The organism is Mycobacterium sp. KBS0706 (genome assembly GCF_005938675.2).
Lineage (GTDB): Bacteria > Pseudomonadota > Alphaproteobacteria > DSM-16000 > Inquilinaceae > Inquilinus.
The window spans coordinates 55065-73962 of record NZ_VCCH02000011.1; the positions used below are offsets into that span (position 1 = coordinate 55065).

The 18898-nt window shown below is 69.8% G+C and carries 21 protein-coding genes; 5 read left to right on the plus strand and 16 right to left on the minus strand.

The features are described from left to right. Positions 1-2: 2 nt before the first annotated feature. From FFK22_RS08165 to FFK22_RS08180, 4 genes are all read right to left on the minus strand, one after another. Positions 3-911, minus strand: coding sequence for an ABC transporter permease (locus tag FFK22_RS08165; RefSeq protein ID WP_186002366.1), 909 nt, complete (start codon positions 909-911; stop codon positions 3-5). Positions 912-916: 5 nt separating this feature from the next. Further along, positions 917-1957, minus strand: a complete 1041-nt coding sequence (locus FFK22_RS08170) for an ABC transporter permease (protein ID WP_138887288.1) — start codon at positions 1955-1957, stop codon at positions 917-919. Positions 1958-2153: 196 nt separating this feature from the next. After that, complete coding sequence (locus tag FFK22_RS08175; RefSeq protein WP_306770083.1) at positions 2154-3665, minus strand: ABC transporter ATP-binding protein; 1512 nt, start codon at positions 3663-3665, stop codon at positions 2154-2156. Between the two features lie 18 nt (positions 3666-3683). Then, positions 3684-4733, minus strand: a complete 1050-nt coding sequence (locus FFK22_RS08180) for a BMP family ABC transporter substrate-binding protein (RefSeq protein ID WP_221938472.1) — start codon at positions 4731-4733, stop codon at positions 3684-3686. A gap of 357 nt (positions 4734-5090) precedes the next feature. Between FFK22_RS08180 and FFK22_RS08185 the strand changes: the two genes are divergently transcribed. Further along, entirely contained in the window at positions 5091-6854 is a 1764-nt protein-coding gene (locus FFK22_RS08185) for a bifunctional diguanylate cyclase/phosphodiesterase (protein ID WP_138887286.1), read from the plus strand. 159 nt (positions 6855-7013) lie between these two features. Then, positions 7014-7490, plus strand: coding sequence for a response regulator (locus tag FFK22_RS08190; RefSeq protein ID WP_138887285.1), 477 nt, complete (start codon positions 7014-7016; stop codon positions 7488-7490). 21 nt (positions 7491-7511) lie between these two features. Here FFK22_RS08190 and FFK22_RS08195 read toward each other — a convergent pair whose 3' ends face one another. The 7 genes from FFK22_RS08195 to FFK22_RS08220 form a co-directional block, all read right to left on the minus strand. Then, positions 7512-7988: an SRPBCC family protein gene (locus FFK22_RS08195; protein WP_138887284.1), complete on the minus strand. Its 477-nt coding sequence runs from the start codon at positions 7986-7988 to the stop codon at positions 7512-7514. Next, positions 7985-8332 (minus strand): helix-turn-helix transcriptional regulator, encoded by a 348-nt coding sequence (locus FFK22_RS42790; RefSeq protein ID WP_186002367.1) that lies wholly within the window; start codon positions 8330-8332, stop codon positions 7985-7987. Before FFK22_RS42790 ends, FFK22_RS08195 begins: the two co-directional genes overlap by 4 nt. After that, positions 8329-8790: a VOC family protein gene (locus tag FFK22_RS42795; protein ID WP_306770084.1), complete on the minus strand. Its 462-nt coding sequence runs from the start codon at positions 8788-8790 to the stop codon at positions 8329-8331. The genes FFK22_RS42790 and FFK22_RS42795 overlap by 4 nt, the downstream gene beginning before the upstream one ends. Positions 8791-8909: 119 nt before the next feature. Then, entirely contained in the window at positions 8910-9407 is a 498-nt protein-coding gene (locus FFK22_RS08205; protein WP_138887282.1) for a hypothetical protein, read from the minus strand. A gap of 23 nt (positions 9408-9430) precedes the next feature. Continuing rightward, the gene (locus FFK22_RS08210) at positions 9431-10444 is read right to left on the minus strand and encodes an ABC transporter substrate-binding protein (RefSeq protein ID WP_138887281.1); all 1014 of its coding nucleotides are present in this window, start codon (positions 10442-10444) and stop codon (positions 9431-9433) included. 10 nt (positions 10445-10454) lie between these two features. Continuing rightward, entirely contained in the window at positions 10455-11264 is an 810-nt protein-coding gene (locus FFK22_RS08215) for an ABC transporter permease (protein ID WP_138887280.1), read from the minus strand. Next, entirely contained in the window at positions 11248-12078 is an 831-nt protein-coding gene (locus FFK22_RS08220; protein WP_138887279.1) for an ABC transporter ATP-binding protein, read from the minus strand. Before FFK22_RS08220 ends, FFK22_RS08215 begins: the two co-directional genes overlap by 17 nt. 159 nt (positions 12079-12237) lie before the next feature. On the opposite strand from FFK22_RS08220, the gene FFK22_RS08225 reads away from it, so the two are divergent. Then, complete coding sequence (locus tag FFK22_RS08225; protein ID WP_138887278.1) at positions 12238-13248, plus strand: zinc-binding alcohol dehydrogenase family protein; 1011 nt, start codon at positions 12238-12240, stop codon at positions 13246-13248. Here the strand turns inward: FFK22_RS08225 and FFK22_RS08230 are convergent. Further along, the gene (locus tag FFK22_RS08230; protein ID WP_138887277.1) at positions 13245-13547 is read right to left on the minus strand and encodes a hypothetical protein; all 303 of its coding nucleotides are present in this window, start codon (positions 13545-13547) and stop codon (positions 13245-13247) included. The genes FFK22_RS08225 and FFK22_RS08230 overlap by 4 nt on opposite strands. 102 nt (positions 13548-13649) lie before the next feature. Continuing rightward, positions 13650-14027, minus strand: a complete 378-nt coding sequence (locus FFK22_RS08235; RefSeq protein ID WP_138887276.1) for a hypothetical protein — start codon at positions 14025-14027, stop codon at positions 13650-13652. A 264-nt stretch (positions 14028-14291) separates the two neighbouring features. Between FFK22_RS08235 and FFK22_RS08240 the strand changes: the two genes are divergently transcribed. Both FFK22_RS08240 and pyrB read left to right on the plus strand, forming a co-directional pair. After that, positions 14292-15308 carry a sugar-binding transcriptional regulator gene (locus FFK22_RS08240; protein ID WP_186002369.1) on the plus strand — a complete coding sequence of 339 codons (1017 nt, stop codon included), beginning with the start codon at positions 14292-14294 and terminating at the stop codon, positions 15306-15308. A gap of 62 nt (positions 15309-15370) precedes the next feature. Next, the gene (gene pyrB, locus FFK22_RS08245) at positions 15371-16423 is read left to right on the plus strand and encodes an aspartate carbamoyltransferase (protein WP_138887274.1); all 1053 of its coding nucleotides are present in this window, start codon (positions 15371-15373) and stop codon (positions 16421-16423) included. A gap of 114 nt (positions 16424-16537) precedes the next feature. Here pyrB and FFK22_RS08250 read toward each other — a convergent pair whose 3' ends face one another. The 3 genes from FFK22_RS08250 to FFK22_RS08260 are packed head-to-tail and all read right to left on the minus strand — an operon-like array spanning position 16538 to position 18878. Further along, positions 16538-17401, minus strand: coding sequence for a carbohydrate ABC transporter permease (locus FFK22_RS08250; protein WP_138887273.1), 864 nt, complete (start codon positions 17399-17401; stop codon positions 16538-16540). Between the two features lie 17 nt (positions 17402-17418). Next, on the minus strand, positions 17419-18306 hold the full coding sequence (locus tag FFK22_RS08255) for a carbohydrate ABC transporter permease (protein WP_138887272.1): 888 nt from the start codon (positions 18304-18306) through the stop codon (positions 17419-17421). A gap of 5 nt (positions 18307-18311) precedes the next feature. Further along, positions 18312-18878, minus strand: coding sequence for an SIS domain-containing protein (locus FFK22_RS08260; RefSeq protein ID WP_138887271.1), 567 nt, complete (start codon positions 18876-18878; stop codon positions 18312-18314). Between the last annotated feature and the right edge of the window lie 20 nt (positions 18879-18898).

Consider the following 18898-nt stretch of genomic DNA (forward strand, 5'->3'; position numbering starts at 1 on the left):
GTTCAGGCCATGGCCCCGCGCCGGCGCCGCCCGCGGGCGATGACCAGCGCGACCAGGGTGATGACATAGGGTGCCATATCGGTGAGCTGGTTCGGCAGCCCCCGGCCCTGCAGCCGCAGGCCGGCGGCGTCGGCGAAGCCGAACAGCAGGCAGGCGAGTGCCACGCCGACCGGATGGCCGCGGCCCAGCATCACCGCCACCACCGCGATCCAGCCGCGCCCGGCGCTCATATCCTCCGCGAACAGGGTGACGCTGCCGAGCGACAGCTGCGCCCCCGCCAGGCCGCACAGGGCGCCGCCGGCCAGCGCCGCGGCGATGCGGGTGCGGGCGACATTGGCGCCCAGCGTCTCCGCCGCATCCGGCCGCTCGCCGACGCCGCGCAGCCGCAGGCCCCAGATGGTGCGGAACAGGAACACGGCGATCACCGCCACCAGGATCCAGGCCGCCCAGGTCAGCACGCTGTGGCTGCCGAAGACGCGGTTGAACCACGGCACCGCGGCGATCCGCGGCAGCACCACGCGCGGCAGGTCCTGCATGGTCGGGTCGGTGAAGGTGCCGGAGACGCCGAACAGGATGCGCAGCAGGAAGGCGGTCAGGCCGGAGGCCAGCAGGTTGAGGCCGATGCCGATGACGATCGGGTCGCCGCGGAACCAGGTCGAGCCGAAGGCCAGGATGGCCGAGAACGCCATGGTGCCGACCAGGGCGACGGCCACGCCGCCGGCGACGCTGCCGGTGACCCAGGTGCCGGCGATCGCGGCGAAGGCGCCGATCAGCATCTGGCCTTCCAGCGCGATGTTGAACACGCCGGCGCGGTCGCACAGCACCCCGGCCAGGGCGGCCAGCAGGATCGGCGTCACCGCCTGGATGGTCTGGGCGAACAGCACGGCGTTGAACAGCGACAGCCAGTCCATGCCGGTCACCGCCTCCGCAGGCCGGGGCGGCCCAGGCCGTGGCGCATGGCCAGCAGCAGGATGATCACCGCCTGCAGCACCAGGGTCAGCACCCGCGGCACCTCGGTCGCCCGCTCCATGCCGAAGCCGCCGGTCTGCAGCGCGGCGAAGAACAGCCCGGCGCAGACGGCGCCGACCGGCTCGCCCATCGCCAGCAGCGCCGCCATCAGCCCGGACCAGGTGTAGGCCGGCGACAGCAGCGCGTTGTCGGTGAAGCGGAACTGATCGCCCAGCACCAGCATGGCGCCGACGAGCCCGGCCACGGCGCCGCTGGCGAACAGCGTCCGCACGGTCTGGCGGCCGAGATCGACCCCGCCATAGGCGACGAAGCGCGGGTTCAGGCCGCGCAGCCGCAGCTCGTAGCCGGCGGTGCCGCGCCGGTCGACGAAGACCACGGCGGCGATCACCAGCAGCAGCAGCACGAGACCCCAGGTGATCGGCGTGTCCGGCACCAGCACCGGCAGCCGCGCCGCTTCCTCGACCCGGTAGGTTTCGGGCATGCCGGTTGCCGGGTCGCGCAGCGGGAACCGCGCCAGGTAGGAGGAGACGCCCTGGGCCGGGTAGCTGAGCAGCAGGGTCGAGATCAGCAGCGGCACGCCGAACCGCACCTCGCCCCAGGCGGCCAGGGCGGCATAGGCGCCGGAGACGGCCATCGCCGCCAGGATCGCGGCCGCCAGCCGGACCTCGCCGGGCGCCGGCAGGTACAGCGCCACCACCGCCGCCACCAGCCCGCCCAGCACCAGCTGGCCGTCGCCGCCGAGATTGACCATGCCGCCGCGCAGCGGGATGGCGGCGACCAGAGTCATCCCGACCAGCGGCACCGCCCGGGCGATCGTCTCCGCCAGGTTCGGCCCGACCAGGGCGCCGGCTAGGATCTCGCCATAGACCGCGACCGGGTCGTGCCCGGCGGCCAGGGTGATCAGCGCCCCGATGACAAGCCCGCCGAGGATCGCCCACAGCACGGAGGAGGTCGCGGCGCCGCGCAGGACGGTGGCGGCTGCGGTCATGGGGTGCCTCGAAGCAAGGAAGCCGACGCCGAGCGTCTCTCGCGTTGCCTCTCCCGCCTGGCGGGAGAGGCCGGGCTCGCGTCAGCGAGACCGGGTGAGGGCTGGTCCCGGCCTCGACAAAATCCCCTCACCCGGAGCCGCTTCGCGTCTCCGACCTCTCCCGCAAGCGGGAGAGGCAATACGACGAAGCCGCCCCTCACGCCGCGGCCCCGGTGACGCCGGCCATCAGCAGGCCGAGGCCGGTCTCGCTGGCGTCGGCGCCCGGCACCTCGGCGATCACCCGGCCCTCATACATCACCAGCACCCGGTCGGAGAGGGCTAGGATCTCGCCGAGCTCGGCCGAGACCAGCAGCACGGCGCGGCCCTTGTCGCGCTCGGCCACCAGCTGCGCATGGATGAACTCGATGGCGCCGACATCGACGCCGCGGGTCGGCTGTTCGGCGATCAGCACCGGCGCCTGATGGTCCAGCTCGCGCGCCACCACCACCTTCTGCAGGTTGCCGCCGGACAGGGTGCCGACGGCCGTTCCCTCGCCCGGGATCTTGATGCCGAAGCGGGCGATCAGGCCGCGCGCCCGGTCCCGCATCGCCGCGCGGTCGAGCACGCCGCGGCGCGACAGCGGCGGCCGGCGGTGGAAGCCCATCGACAGGGTGTCGGTGGCGCTGGCGCGCAGCGCCGTGCCGGTGTGCGCCCGGTCCTCCGGCACATAGGCGATGCCGGCGGCGCGGCGACCGGCGACTCCGGCGGCGGTGACGTCGCGGCCGTCGACCCGGATCGTGCCGGCATCGGCGACCCGGAGCCCGGCCACGATCTCGATCAGCTCGGTCTGGCCGTTGCCGGCGACCCCGGCGATGCCGACGATCTCGCCCGCCCGCACAGCGAAGGACACGCCGTCGACCGCCGGCTTCCCGGGCGCCGCCAGGGTCAGCCCCTCGATCTCGAGTAGCAGCCTCCCCGGCCGGGCCGGGGCCTTGTCGACCTTGAGCGTGACGTTGCGGCCGGTCATCGCCCGGATGATCGCCTGCGGGTCGGTCTGGGCCGTGACCATGCGGTCGGCCACGCCGCCGTCGCGCAGCACGGTGATGCGGTCGGTCACCGCCATCACCTCATGGATCTTGTGGGTGACGAACAGGATGGTGCGCCCATCTGCCGCCAGGCCGCGCATCACCTGGAACAGCCCATCGCGCTCGCCGGGGGTCAGCACAGCCGTCGGCTCGTCCAGGATCAGGATGCGGGCGTCGCGGTACAGCGCCTTCAGGATCTCGATCCGCTGCTTGACCCCGACCGGCAGGGCGCCGACCCGGGCGTCGGGGTCGATCGGCAGGCCGTGGCGCCGCGCCAGCTCGGCGACCTTGCGGCGGGCGGCGGCGCGGTCAATGAACGCGCCGCGCCGCGGCTCGGCCCGGTACACCACGTTCTCCCAGACCGTCAGGCTGTCGAACAGCTTGAAGGCCTGGTGCACCATGCCGAGGCCGGCGGCGATGGCGTCGATCGGCGAGCGGAACGGCCGGGGCCGGCCGTCGATCACGATCTCGCCCTCGTCGGGCTGGACCAGCCCGTAGAGGATGCCCATCAGGGTCGACTTGCCGGCCCCGTTCTCGCCCATCACCGCATGGATCTCGCCGGCCTCGACCGCCAGGTCGACCCGGTCATTGGCCAGCACGCCGGGGTAACGCTTGACGATGCCGCGCATCTCCAGGAACGCCACGGCACCGTCTCCCGGAACTTACTGGCCGGCCGTCAGCGGATCGGCCACCGTCACCGTGCCGGCGGCGATGGCGTCGCGCAGCTCCCGCACCTTGGTGATCACGTCGGGATGTTCGGCGATCAGGCATTTGGAACTGGCGACGTCGTCGCCGAGGCCGGTCAGGGTGATGCCGCCTTCCTTCACCCCATAGGAGGTCAGCGGCGCCTGGGTGCCGGCCAGGATGCCCTTCACCGCCTCGACGAGGGCGACGTCGACCTTCTTCTCGATGTTGTCCAGCACCACGCCCGGCGCCAGCGGGCACTGGTTGACGTCGACACCAAAGGTCAGGGTGCCCGGCGTCGCCTCGGCCGCCTTGAAGATGCCGCCATTGCCGCCGGAGGTGGCGGCCAGCACCCGGTCGGCGCCCTCGCTGATCAGCGACACCGCCTGCTGTTGCGCCCGCACCGGGTCGGAGAACGGATTGTCGCCGCCGACCCAGACAGTCGGGCTGACCACGATCTCGTCATTCACCGCCTTGGCGCCGGCGGCGAAGCCGTCGGTGAAGCGGTGCAGGAACGGGATGTCGAGCGCGCCGACCGCGCCGATCGTGCCGCTCTCCGAAGTCAGTGCCGCCTCGGCCCCGGCCAGATAGGCGCCTTCATGCTCGCGGAACACGGCGCAATAGACGTTGGGCATCGGCTTCTGGATGCACTGATCGACGATCAGGAACTTGATGTCCGGGAACTTCGCCGCTGCATCCGGCACGATGTCGCCGAACTCGAAGCCGATCACAATCACCACCGCCGCGCCCTCGCGCGCCGCCGCCTCAACATTCTGGCGCCGGGTGGCGGGGTCGGTGCTCTCATAGACCCTGGCCTCGCCGCCGATCGCGGCCGCCGCTTCCTCCGCCCCCTTCTTGCCGAGCTTCAGAAAGTCGTTCACCCCGAGCGGGTCGGGCGAGATGAAGACCAGCGTGCCGCCGGCCGCCTGGGCCGGCAGCGCGGTGCCGAGGACGACGGCAGCGGCAGCCGCCGCGATCGAGCCGATGAGTTGCCGCGGTCGTCCGTGGTTGCGCATGATCTTCCCCATGTCCCTCACGATGCCGGCCTGCCCGGAGCCGCCGGCGGCGGATTGCGGCGCCGGATGCCGAGGGTCCACCTTTGGCGGCTGCCACTCGATTCGTCAATGCGCAGCGGGTGGTCCGCGACTCGGCGCCATTTGGCTGGACAGAGTAGGGAGGTTGCGATTTACTAAAATCGTATATATTGCATTTGCCTTCCGCCTCCGGCCTGATTCCGGCTCAAAGCGGCGGAAGGCCGGAATCCCAGCCGGGCCATCTGTCCGATCGGGAGACGCGGTCGTCATGAGCGGCAGATTTTCGATCATCCCGCCGCTTTCCCACGTGGTGCCGACCGCCTTGCCTGCGGGGATGACCGGCCTGGCTCGATGAACGATTCCTCCTCTCCTTCCCTGGTCGCGCTGGAACGCGACGCCCTGCAGGCCCTGGTCGATGGCGATTCGATCGAGACCATCCTGCGGGACGTGGCCGGCAGGATGGTCCGTCTGTGCGCACCGGCCGGCGTTGCCTTTCTGCGGCTCGACGAAAGCGGTGCAAGTCTCTCCCTCCTGGCGCAAAGCGGGCTGCAGGATCCGATGCCGGACGCGCTGGGGACGATCCGCGTCGGCCCCGCCGGCCCGCCGCCGGGGGTCGCCGTTTTCACCAACGCGCCGGCCGCCGGCCTCCTCGACGAGTCCATGAGTGTGATCGCCGAGCCGCTGACCGACGACGACGGGCGGATCGCCGGCGCGCTGGTGCTCGCCGGCCTGTCGCCTCCGGACGGGATGCCGGACGCGCTGCGGCAGACCGTCGGCCGGCTGTTCGCCATGGCGCTGCGACGCGACCGGCGCGACCGCGAGGTGCAGGACCTGATCTATCGCGACCCGCTGACCGGCCTGCCCAACCGCCGCTGCTTCGACGAGCGGCTGGCCGAGACCTTCGCCCGCGGGGTCGATGCCGCATCTCCGGTCTCGGTCCTGTTCATGGACCTGGACGAATTCAAGAAGGTCAACGATACCCTCGGCCACGAATTCGGCGACCTGCTGCTGGCCATCGTCGGCAGCCGGCTGCGCCGGGCCCTGTCGACCGACGCCTTCGTCGCCCGGCTGGGCGGCGACGAATTCGGCGCCATCGTCACCGCGGATGCCGGCGCGGCAACGGCCGCCGCCGGGCGGATCACCAAGGCGCTGAAAGAGCCGGCGATGCTGCGCGGCTACCGGCTGCCGATCTATTGCAGCATCGGCATCGCCACCTGTCCCGATCATGAATCCGACCCGGCCCTGCTGAAGCGCCTGGCCGACATGGCGATGTATTACGCCAAGCAATCCGCCACCGGCATTGCCTCGGCCGCCACGCCGGAGGTGCGCCGCGCGATGTCGATCTCGGCGGTGGAGTTCGACATCCCGGCGGCGCTTCAGTCAGGCCAGATCGGCCTGGTGTTCCAGCCGCGGGTCAACCTCGTCAGCGGCCGGGTGACCGGGTTCGAGGCGCTGGCCCGCTGGAACCACCCCACCCTCGGCGTGCTGTCGCCGAGCCATTTCATCCCCTGGGTCGAACGCCGGCCCGACCTGGCGTTGAGATACACCGAGTGGCTGCTGCACTCGCTGGCCGACACGCTGATCCAACTGCCGCACAACGCGCTGGTGCCGATCTCGATCAACATCCCGGTCGCGGTGATGCAGTCCGACGCCGTGTTCACTGCCATGCTCGGCCGCATGACCGAGGCCGGGCTGCCGCTGAGCCTGCTGCAGATCGAGATCGTCGAGCGGGCCCTGACCCGCATGCCGGCCGAGGTCGAGGCGGTGGTTGAGCGCATGGTCGGGCTCGGCATCACCTTCGAGCTCGACGATTTCGGCAGCGGCGAGGCCAATCTGGCGGCGCTGTCGCGGCTACCCTTCTCGGCCATCAAGATCGCCGGCGAGATCGTGCAGACCGTGGCCACCGATCCCCGCTGCGAAAGGCTGATCGACGGCGTCGCCCGCTTCGCCGAGACGTTCGGCGTCTCGCTCTGCGCCGAGTATGTCGAGAGCCAGGCGCAATGCGACATCCTGCGGCGGCTCGGCGTCGAGCAGGGCCAGGGCTTCCTGTTCGGCCAGGCCGTGCCCGCCGGCGACCTCGTCGCCGCGGTGCGCGCCGTCCACCGGGGCGCATAGCGCCGGAGATGGATCGATGGTAACGTTCACACCAGCCACCGTGGGACCAGTTGTCAGCAGATTGATTGTCTGCAATTGGTCCCTGGCAAGGAGGGGCCGCTCCCCGGCACGATCAGGGACGCCGGCCTCGGAAAGCGGAGCAGCAGCAGGAAATGCGTCATGTCGGAAGCCGCCGGCCTCACCCTTGCGGAAGGCGTCGCTCATGATCCGGCGGGCCTCGCAGCCGTGAGGAAACGGGCCACCGCGATGAAGATCCTGCTCGTCGATGACGACGAGCTGTTCCTGGAATTCGCCGCAGCCATGCTGCGGGCCAGCGGCGCCGTCGTGGAGACTTGTGCCAGCGCCACCGAGGCCATGGCCGCGCTGCATCTCGACGACGATAAGCCGGCACAGGACTTCGACGCCGTGCTGATCGACATCGTCATGCCGGAGGTTTCGGGCACCGAGCTGTGCTCGCTGATCCGCGGCCACGGCGGCTACGGCGACCTGCCGGTGATCATGATCAGCGCCACCCGCGACATGAGCCTGATCGACCAGGCGTTGACCGCCGGCGGCTCCTCCTACATCCAGAAGCCGATCCAGGCCGCGACCTTCGCCGAGGAGATCCGGCAGAAAATCGCGGCGGCGCAGGGCTGACCAGAGAGTCGGGGATCGCCCCTACTCGTCGAGCCGGGCTGCCGTTCGATAGGTCCCGAGAAGGGCCTGCCACCATTCGCCGTGCCGCTGCAGGAACACCGGGTCGGGGAAGCGGTGCCGGGCGACATGCTCCTGGGGCACGCTGTCCCAGCCGCGATGTTCGACGGTAACGCGGGTCCCATCACCGACCGGCTCGAACCGGACCTCGACCTCGGTGGCCTGATCGGGCGCGAAGCTGGCTTGCCGCCAGGAGAAGGCCAGGCGGCTGCCCGGCTCCCACACCGAGATCCGGCCGATCTCGAAGATGCGTCCGTCCGGATAGGTCTCGGTGAACCGGCCGCCGAGCCCGGGCTCGAACCCCAGCGTTCCGGGCGCACCGGGGCTGAACTGGAACAGCGGGTTCGGCCGCCACCATTCGCCGATACCCCGGACGAAGGCGGTGAAGGCCCGCTCCGGCGCCGCCGGGACACGCAGCGAGACAAGGATGCGCGAGGTCATTCGGATTGCTCCAGATGTGCCTTGAACGCGGCGAGCTGATCGACCCACAGCCGCTCGGTCTCGGCCAGCCAGGCTTTCAGATCGGCCATCGGTTCCGGCCTCAGGCTGTAGATGCGGACACGGGCATCGAAGTCCGGATGCGCCTCCTCGACCAGCCCGCCCGCCTTCAGCGTGCGCAGGTGCCGGCTGAGCGCCGGGGGGTTCAGCCCCAGCGCCTCCGCCAGTTCCCCCGCCCGCCGCGGCCGCTCGCGCAGCAGCTCGACCACCCGCCGGCGATGCGGATCGGCAAGCGCCGCCAGGGTCTGGTCGAGGACCGTCCGGCCGAGAGCGGCGGCCGGCCTCACATCCAGCCTTCGATCTTCAGCCCGGATGCCTGCTCCGCCTCTTCGCGCGACACGCTGCGGACGGTCTGGCCGAAGACCCAGACATGGCCTTCCGGGTCGGTCGCGCGGTAGGTGCGGTCGCCATAGAACTGGTCGGACGGGCCCTGCAGGACCACCGCCCCGGCCGCCTTCGCCCGGGCGCAATGCTCGTCGATGCCATGATCGATGTGGACGTGGATCGACTGAGTGTTCTTGCCGCCGACCGAGGCCGGGCTGGCGACGGTGTCCGTCCATTCGGACCCGACATAGATCAGGCCGTCGCCGACCCGCATCTCGGAATGGGCGATGTTGCCGGCCTGGTCGGTGATGACCATGCTGCGCTCGAAGCCGAAGGCCTGCTCCAGCCAGTCGAGTGCGGCCTTGGGGTCCTTGTAGAAGATGCTCGGCGTCAGCGCCGGGCGCGAAATGGAGTCAGCCACGCTCATCTCCTTCACTCTATAGGAAACATTTAACTACAGAGAGAAATATCGAGTCAAGCGACCGTTGCCACAGTGCCCGCAGCGGTCAGCGGCGGCTCGCGTTCCGACCGGACCGCGAGCTAGCGGCCGATCACCTTGTGCGACACCGTCTCCACGATCTTCTCGGCATTGCGTCGGGCGGTATCCGCATCGTCGGCAACGGACCGGATCGTCAAGAGATCGCCATCGCGCAGAATGATGGCGGTAGAGCCGATCATGGGCCCCATGGACCAATTGGTAATCCAGCCGACCGCAGGGGAAACGCTCAACCCGGTCAAGCTGCAGGCCGGGTCCTTGGCCTGGCAGAGCCGTTCCAGGTCGAGCGTCGACGTCTGGCCCGAGCGCACGCGCTGCTCCGTGCCGTCGGTCTGGCGGCCGATCTTGATGTCGATCATCGGCTCGCCCTTGCAGTCGGCACAGAACAGCGTGATGCGCCCGGGCTCGGCCTTGTGGGTGAAGCCGGCCCCGAGCGCGGCGCTCGCGTCGTCCGCCACGGTCGAAAGGTCGTGAACGGCGAAGCCCTCCGCATGAGCTTCCGTCGCGACCAGCACCGCTATGCTCAGGACCAGAAAACGCATCGGCGGGCTCCGCTCCGATAGAGCTACTTGATCGCCTGCGCCTTCTCGGCAAAGCGCGGGTCCCAGGTCTTGGTCAGGTCGATCGCCGCATCCTTCAGCTCCGGGCTGAAGCGGTGCAGGATATCGAGCGCGGTCTGCATGCCCTCCGGCTTGATCAGCCCGTCGCGGGAATACATCGGCAGCGAGGCCTTCACCGCCGCGACATAGAGGTCGCGGTCGCCCAGCAGGTATTCCTCCGGCACCACCGCGGCCACATCCTCCGGCGTCGCCGTGGCCAGCCAGCGCAGCGACTTCATGAAGGCGTTGACCAGCGCCTGCGCCGTCTCCGGATTGTCCTCGATGAAGTCCTCCTTGGCGTAGAGCACCGCGGCCGGCACCGGGCCGCCGAACACCGCCTTCACCCCCTCCTCCGTCCGGGTGTCGACCAGGACGGTGGCGGCGCCGCTGGACTGCAGCTTGGAGATCACCGGGTCGAGATTGGCCATGGCGTCGATCTCGCCATGCTGCATCGCCGCCACCGCGCTGGGGCCGCCGCCGACCGAGACGAAGGACACGTCGTCCGGCGTCAGCCCTTCCTTGGCCAGCAGCGCATTGACGAAGAAGTTGGTCGAGGAGCCGGGGGCGGTGACGCCGATCTTGCGGCCCTTGAGGTCGGCCACCGACTTGATCTCCCCGGCGAGCGACTGCCGCACCACCAGCACGATGCCGGGGAAGCGGCCGAGCTCGACCATCGCCCGGATGTCCTGGCCCTTGGCCTGCATCAGGATGGTGTGCTCATAGGCGCCGGTGGTGACGTCGGTCGACCCGCCCATCATCGCCTGCAGGCTCTTGGCGCCGCCGGCGAAGTCGCTGATCTCGACCTCCAGCCCCTCCTCCTGGAAGAAGCCCTTCTTCTCGGCCACGGTCAGCGGCAGGTAGTACAAGAGCGGCTTGCCGCCGACGCCGATATTGACATGCGTCTTCTCCGGCGCCGCCATGGCCGGCACAGCGAGCGCCAGGCCGAGAACGAGGGCCATCCCGCGCAGCAGGGTCTTCATCCGTTTCCTCCTATCCTTGGGCCGAGGCTGCGGCCGCGCTGTCGGGCCGCCACACCAGGAGCCGCCGCTCGATCACCGAGACGAAAGCATCGATCGCCACCACGAAGGCCGACAGCACCAGCATGCCGGAGAACACCCCGACCACGTCGAACACGCCCTCGGCCTGGGCGATGCGGTAGCCGAGCCCGGCGGTGGCGCCGAGATATTCGCCGACCACGGCGCCGACCAGGGCGAAGCCAACCGAGGTGTGCAGGCTGGAGAACACCCAGGACAGCGCCGAGGGCATGTAGACATGGCGCAGCAGCTGTCGATCGTTCATGCCCAGCATACGGGCGTTGGCCAGCACGGTCGGGCTGACCTCGCGCACGCCCTGGTAGACGTTGAAGAAGACGATGAAGAACACCAGCGTGACGCCCAGCGCCACCTTCGACCAGATGCCGAGGCCGAACCACAGAGCGAAGATCGGTGCCAGCACCACCCGCGGCAGCGCGTTGGCGGCCTTGATGTAAGGGTCGAACACCGCCGCCGCCATGGCCCGCCGGGCGAACCAGAAGCCGAGTGCCGTGCCGCCGAGCGAGCCGATGGCGAAGGCCAGCACTGTCTCCAGCAGGGTGACGCCGAGATGGCGCCAGATCACGCCCGAGGCGAAGTCCTTCCAGGTCCGCTCGATCACGCCGAGCGGCGTGGCGAAGAAGAACGGGTCGAGGATCTTCGTCGCTGTCAGCACGTGCCAGGCCAGGAGGCAGATCACCGCGACCGCGATCTGCCAGAACAGGATGCGGCCCCGGCCTGCGGAACGCCCCTCAGACGACATCGCCATAGGCCTTCATCACCTCGTCCTTCAGCGCCGCCCAGATCGCCCGGTGCAGCGCCACGAATTCGGGGTCGTGCCGGGATTCGGCCAGCTCGCGCGGCCGGGGCAGCCCGACCCGGTGGTCGGCGATGATCCGCGCCTGCGGCCCGGCGGACAGCACCACCACCCGGTCGGCCAGGGCGATCGCCTCCTCCAAATCGTGGGTCACGAACAGCACGGCCTTGCGCTCGGCCGACCACAGCGACAGCAGCAGGTCGCCCATCACGATCCGGGTCTGGGCGTCGAGCGGGCCGAAGGGCTCGTCCATCAGCAGCAGCTTCGGCTCCAGGATCAGCATCTGGGCCAGGGCGACGCGCTTCTTCTGGCCGCCGGACAGCTGGTGCGGATAGCGGTCGCCCATCGAGGCGAGGCCGACCCGCGTCAGCCAGGCCTGCGCCCGGTCCCGCGCCTCCGCCATCGCCACGCCGCGCACCGAGAGGCCGACGGCGACATTGTCGCGCGCGGTCTTCCACGGCATCAGGGAGTCGGCCTGGAACAGGTAGCCGGCGTCGCGGTTCAGCCCCTGCAGGGAGCGGCCGAACACGGTGCAGCCGCCGGACGCCGCCGGCACCAGCCCGGCGGCGACGTTCAACAGGGTCGACTTGCCGCAGCCGGTCGGGCCGACAATGGCGGTGAACTCGCCGTCGGCCACCACTAGGTCGGTCTCGCCCAGCGCGACGTAGCGCCCGCCGCCCTTCAGCGGGTAGGCGACCGAAATCCCGGAAAACGCGATGGCCGGCGGGGCATCTCCGCTGCGCGCCGCCTCGGCGACTCTCTGCACTCCTGGCTTCCCTCGGATGATCGGCCCTGGGCGGCCTCTTGGGACTCGGGCGGCAGTCTGTCCCAGATCCGGCTCGGCTTTCCAGTCAAACGCGCTCGACAATCGCGATATGTCCGATCAATTTGGGACCATCCGCCGCGAAGCCGATACGGACCGACGATGAAAGCGATCCTCTGCGAGAAGCCCGAGACCCTGCGCCTGATCGACCGGCCGGAGCCGCAGCGCCGCCCGGGCGAGGTGCTGGTGCGGATCCGCCGGGTCGGCATCTGCGGCACCGACTATCACATCTACAAGGGCAACCAACCCTATTTCGAGTATCCGCGGGTCATCGGGCACGAACTCGGCGCCGAGGTGGTCGAGGCCGATGCCGGCAGCGCCTTCCGCCCGGGCCAGGTCGTCGCCATCCAGCCCTATCTGCATTGCGGCAGCTGCGGCGCCTGCCGGCGCGGCCGCACCAATTGCTGCAAAAGCCTGTCGGTGCTGGGCGTGCATCGCGACGGCGGCCTGTGCGAATTCCTGTCGGTGCCGGAGCAGAACGTCGTGCCGGCCGAGGGCTTGAGCCTGGACCAGGCGGCGATGGTCGAGTTCCTGGCGATCGGCGCCCATGGCATCCGCCGGGGCGCGCCGGGCGCCGGCGACCGGGTGCTGGTGGTCGGCGCCGGGCCGATCGGCATCGCCGCGACCATCTTCGCCAAGCTGCGCGGTGCCCATGTCAGCGTGCTGGACCTGAATCCGGGCCGCCTCGCCTTCAGCCGCGACGTGCTGCGGGCCGATGCGGTGTTCGAGGGCGGCGGCGACATCGACCACCGGCTGAAGCAGGCGACCGACGGCGATTTCTTCGACCTCGTGGTCGACGCCACCGGCAGCCCGGCGGCGATGCGCAAGGGCTTCTCCTACGTCGCCCATGCCGGCGCCTATGTGCTGCTGGGCATCGTCCTCGGCGAGATCGGCTTCTCCGACCCCGAATTCCACAAGCGCGAGACCACGCTCCTGGCCAGCCGCAACGCCACGCGCGAGGATTTCGAGCATGTGCTGGCATCGATGCGGGCCGGGCATGTGCCGACCGCGGCGCTGGCCAGCCATCGCGGCGGCCTGGCCGAGGTGCCGAATCTGGTGCCGGGCTGGAGCCGTCCGGAGGCCGGGGTGATCAAGGCTCTGGTCGAGGTCTAACCAAACAGCGCCATCGGCATCCGGTCGGACGCCGCGGCCGACGGCACGGAGACCACCACCCGCTTTTCCTCCATGGCGATGACGTGGCCGAGCCCGCGGCGGATCTCCTCCACCTCGCGGCCGGTCAGCGGGGTGACCGGCATGGGACCGGTGAACACCGCCGCCCGGCGATCGGCCGGCAGCTCGAGATAGTTCAGCGCGGAAATGGCGCCTTCGGGAATGTCGCGGCGCAGGAAGTCATACCCACGGCGCAGGAAGTGGACTTCCCAATGGTCGAGGGCGACGTCGAGCTTCTGCAAATACCGCTCCGCCAATGGAGCCAAAAAGAGATCATAATAACTGGATATTTCCCCACACATGCGACCACCCCTGGCTGATCCGGCTCACCCCCGGCAGCGCCATCATTGACGGCCATCGTGAATTGTTCGTGAACTCTGATGCGGGGAAGCGACGTCGTAGCGATCGGCCGGGTGGAACGGCCGGGTGCGCAGGTCGAGCCGCCGCTTCAGCCGCTTGATCTCCTCCTGCAGCCGGGCGTTCTCGCTGCGCAGCTGCCGCATCCGTGAATCCGCCGCGGCGAGCCGGTCGGTGAACGGATCCATCCATTGCGACCGGACCGGACGCGACACCCGGGCCGGCGCCAGCAGGTCCCACCAGCTCCAGCCGCCGCCGCGCACCAGCTTGTCTGCCGCCAGGGCCGCGGCCGCCCGCTCCCCGTCATGGTCGGAACCGAGCATCCCCAGGATCCGGATCAGCCGCGTCAGATCGCCTTTGAGCATCCGCCTGCCCCCTTGCTGCCGCACGCCCCCTGAGATGGCGGACGCGCCTGCGGCGGCAAGCCCGTGCCTCCGCCGGACTGGCCTGCCGCTTCTCGGCTGGTCGGCCGTGGCCGGATTTGGTATGGTTCGATCATCGCAAAGGCCGCGGGCCGCACCGGGACACCGGCGCGGCCCGTTCCGTTTGCGCGGCCGGTGCGGGACCGCTTGCAGCGGACCGGTCCTGCCCGCACCATGGCGACCGGGAAACGCCGGACGGGACACCGAATGAGCGAGACGCGCCGCCGCCTGGAGACCGCGAAAGCCCGTCCGCGGGTGCCGAAGACGGATTCGGCCGAGATCCCGGTCGACCCCGAGCAGCAGCAGCAGATCCGCATCGCCTGGGCCTATTTCGTCGAGGGCCTGACCCAGGCCGAGATCGCCGAGCGGCTTGGGCTGACCCGCCTCCGGGTCAATCGGATCCTGCAGATCTGCCGCGAGGCGGGGGTGATCCAGATCCGTATCCAATCCCCCCTCGCCTCCTGCGTGGCGCTGGAGCGGGCGCTGATCCGCCGCTACGGGCTGCGCGACGCCGTGGTGGTGCCGACGCCGCGCGACGAGGACAAGATCCGCGCCGCCATCGGCGTCGCCCTCGGCGGCTATGTCGACAACGCCGTGCATGACGGCATGCTGGTCGGCATCGGCTGGGGCCTGACCCTGCGGCTGGGGCTGCAGTCGATCCGGCGGCGGCGGATGACCGACCTGTCGGTGGTGTCGCTGATCGGCAGCATGACGCGCGGCTCGGGCGAGAACACCTTCGAGATCGTCTCTCGCTTCGCCGACCTGCATGACGCCGACCGTTTCTACCTCGCCGCCCCGGTCTATGCCGATGACGAGGCCCAGCGCGACGGCCTGCTGGCCCGCGGCGTGCTGCGCGAGATCTATGACAAGGCGAAATCGGCCGACATGGCGCTGATCAGCGTCGGCAATGTCTCGGACCACAATCTGATGCTGGCGCTCGGCGTCGTCGACCGCGAGGTCGCGGCGCTGCGCGCGGCTGGCGCCGTCGGCGACGTGCTGGGCAACTGGCTGGACGCCGAGGGCCGGCCGGTCGACCACCCGCTGAACCAGCGCATGGTGGCGCTGTCGCTCGACGACCTGGCCCGGATCCCGACCGTGGTCCTGGCCTCGGGCGGCAGCTACAAGTTCGAGATCATCCGCGCCGCTCTGCGCCGCCGCTGCATCAACGTCCTGATCACCGATGAGAAGCTGGCGGAACGGCTTGCGGAAGACCGCGAAGGCTGAGATGACTCGGCTCCGCATCGGCGCCGAGCGCGCCGCCTCTCTCCGGATCGCGGGCTGACACCATGGATTTCCAAGGCAGGCACTTCCTCTCGACGCGCGAGCTGACCCTCGACTCGCTCGCCGCGGTGTTCCGCGTCGCCGACCTGCTGGCCCCGGTGGCCCAAGGCCGCGCCACCACGCGGGTGCTGGAGGGAGCGGTGCTGGGCAGCCTGTTCTTCGAGGCCTCGACCCGCACCCGGCTCAGCTTCGAGGCCGCCTTCCAGCGCCTCGGCGGCGCCGTGGTCAACACCACCGGCTTCACCTTCTCCTCGATCGCCAAGGGCGAGTCGATCTACGACACCGCCCGAGTGGTCGCCGGCTATGTCGACGCGGTGGTGATGCGCCATCCGGAGGAGCGGGCGATCCACGAATTCGCCGCCGCGACGCACATCCCGGTGATCAACGGCGGCAACGGCGCCGGCGAGCATCCGACCCAGGCGCTGCTGGACATCTACACCATCGAGAAGGAGTTCGCGCGCATCGGCCGGCCGGTCGACGGTGCCCGCATCGCCCTGGTCGGCGACCTGAAATACGGCCGCACCGTGCATTCGCTGATCCACATCCTGTCGCTCTACCAGGGCCTCACCCTGAGCCTGGTCTCGCCCGAGCCGCTGCGCATGCCGGCGGAGCTGGTGGAGCATGCCCGCAGCCGCGGCCACACGGTCGAGGAGCATGACGAGGTGACGCGCGGCGTGTCCAAGGCCGACCTGATCTATGCCACGCGGGTGCAGAAGGAGCGTTTCGCCGAGGGCGAGTTGTCGGCCGACTTCGCCCCCGACTTCCAGATCAGCCTCGGCATGCTCAACGCCCATGGCACGCCGCACACGGTGGTGATGCACCCGCTGCCGCGCGACAGCCGACCGGGCGCCAACGACCTGGCGCAGGACCTGAACACCGATCCGCGGCTGGCGATCTTCCGCCAGACCGACAACGGCGTGCCGGTGCGCATGGCGCTGTTCGCCCTGACCCTCGGCGTGGCCGACGGCATCGAGAAGACCTTCCAGCCGGCCCGCTGGTGGCGCCCGGAACGGATCGGCCCGGACGACGCCGAGTTCTACAGGCCGGGGAAGAACTGAACGCTTCTCCGTTCCAATTCTGACGTCATCCCGCGAAAGCGGGGATCTCTTCGCGACCCGATCGGATAGAGATTCCAGCTTTCGCGGGGAATGACGACAAGGTGAGTACCTTCCCTACTTCACCGCCCCCATGGTCAGGCCGCGCACCAGCTGGCGCGACACGATCAGAGCGAAGACGATCACCGGCAGCACGATCAGCGTGCCGGTGGCCATGATCTGGCCCCAGGGCAGGTCGTAGCCGCTCATGAAGCTGGTCGCCGCCACCGGCGCGGTGCGGCTGGCGCTGCGCGTCAGGACAAGGGCGTAGAGCAGCTCGTTCCAGGAGAAGATGAAGGAGAAGATCGCCGAGACGGCGACGCCCGGCGCCGCCAGCGGCAGGGCGATGCGCCAGAACACGGTGAAGCGCGAGGCGCCGTCGATTCGCGCCGCATCGTCCAGGTCGCGCGGGATGCCGCGGAACTGGTCGGCGCAGATCCACACCACGATCGGCAGGTTGAAGGTCAGGTACAAGAGGATCAGCACCAGATGGGTGTCGATCAGGTTCAGGTTGCGGGCCAACAGGAAGATCGGCAGGGCCAGCACGATCGGGCTGACCATGCGGTTGGTGATGAACCAGAACCACAGGTCGGACTTGCCGCGGAACTCGAACCGCGCCAGGGCATAGGCGGCCGGGGTGCCCAGCAGGATCGCCAGCGCCGTGGTCGAGACCGCGACGATGATCGAGTTCAGCAGGCTGGGGCCGACATCCTTCGGGCCCAGCACCATGCGGTAGTGGTCCAGCGTCGGCTCGAACAGCCAGACCGGCGGGGAGGCCAGCGCCACCGCCTGGTCCTTCAGGCTGGTCGTCACCATCCAGTAGAACGGGAAGACGCAGACCAGCGCGATCGCGATCAGCGCGATCGCATGCCAGGGCGAGACCCGGACGCGGGCCTTGGCCGGCCGCGCATCCGCCCGCGCCGCTGCCGTCGAGGCGACCATCACTCGACCTCCTGCCATCATTCCACTTCCTGGTACACGAGACGGATATACATCCGCGACAGCACGATGGTGAGGACCAGCAGCAGGATCGCCTGGGCCGAGGCGACGCCCTGGTCGAAGACCCGGAAGCCGATGCGCTGGATGGTGATCGAGATCAGCTCGGTCGCAGCACCCGGCCCGCCGCGGGTCAGGGTGAAGATCATGTCGAACAGCTTCAGCGTGTCGGCCGTGCGCAGAATCAGGATGGCGGTGATGCCAGGCAGCAGGAAGGGCAGCTGGACATGGCGCAGGATGTGGCGGAACCGCCGCGTCTCCAGCCGCGCCGCCTCCTCGATCTCCGGCGGCACCATGGTCAGCCCGGCCAGCAGCACCAGGGCGCAGAACGGCGTCCACTGCCAGATGTCCATCAGCGCGATCGAGACGAAGGCGAAGGTCGGGTCGCCCAGCCATTCGACCGGGCCGATCCCGACCAGGCCGAGGAACCAGTTCACCACGCCGAAGTCGCGGTTGAAGATCAGCCGGCCGATCAGCCCGACCACGGCATAGGTGGTGGCCATCGGGATCACCAGGCTGAGCCGTGCCAGCGTCTTGAGCAGCGGCAGCCCCGGCTTGTGCAGCAGCAACGCCACGGCGAGGCCCAGCAGCAGTTCCGCCGGCAGCACGATGGCCAGGAACACCAGCGTGCGGCCCAACGCATCCCAGAAGGTCGGGTCGGTCAGCACCGACAGGTAGTTGCCGAGACCGACGAAGGGCGTTCCCTCGCGCGGGATCTTCGGCAGGATCACCTGGTGCAGCGAGTTCCACAGCGCGTACAGCGTCGGGAAGATGCCGATCGCGAACAGGGCGATCACGGCCGGGGCGAGGAACCAGACCGGGGTCCAGCGGCTGTCGAGACGGTGCGCCATAAAGTCTACTCGAGATTGGTGTGCCGCGCCCGCATCGCCTCGGGCGCGACGCCGAGCCGGTCGCGCAGCCGGAGCACGACCAGCTCGAACAGCAGGAACTGCGCCCCCTCGTACAGGCTGCCCATCGGCAGCACGGAGGCGACGGTGGGACCGGTGTCATTGGCCATGGTCTGGGCCGGCAGCACGAAGACGGTGTCGGCCAGGCTTGCGGCGCTGCCCTCGGGCTGGGCGGTGAACAGCAGGGTGCGCGCCCCGGCGTCGCGGGCGATGCGCATCAGCCCGTCGATGGTGGCGAAGCCGCCCGGCCCGGCGCTGACCACCAGCAGGTCGCCCGGCCCGACCGGTGGCGCCGACATGTCGCCGACGACATGGGCGTCCAGGCCGAGATGATACAGGCGCATGGCCAGCGCCCGCATCATCAGCCCCTCGCGGCCGACGCCGTGGCAGATCACCCGGCCGGCGCCGGCCAGGGCGTCGAGCACCGGATCAATCGCGCCGGGGGCGAGCCGGCCGAAGACGCCGCGGATCTCGTCCAGTGCCCCTTCCGCCAGGGCGCCCAGGCTGTCGGGCATGGAATGGTCTCCGAAATCGA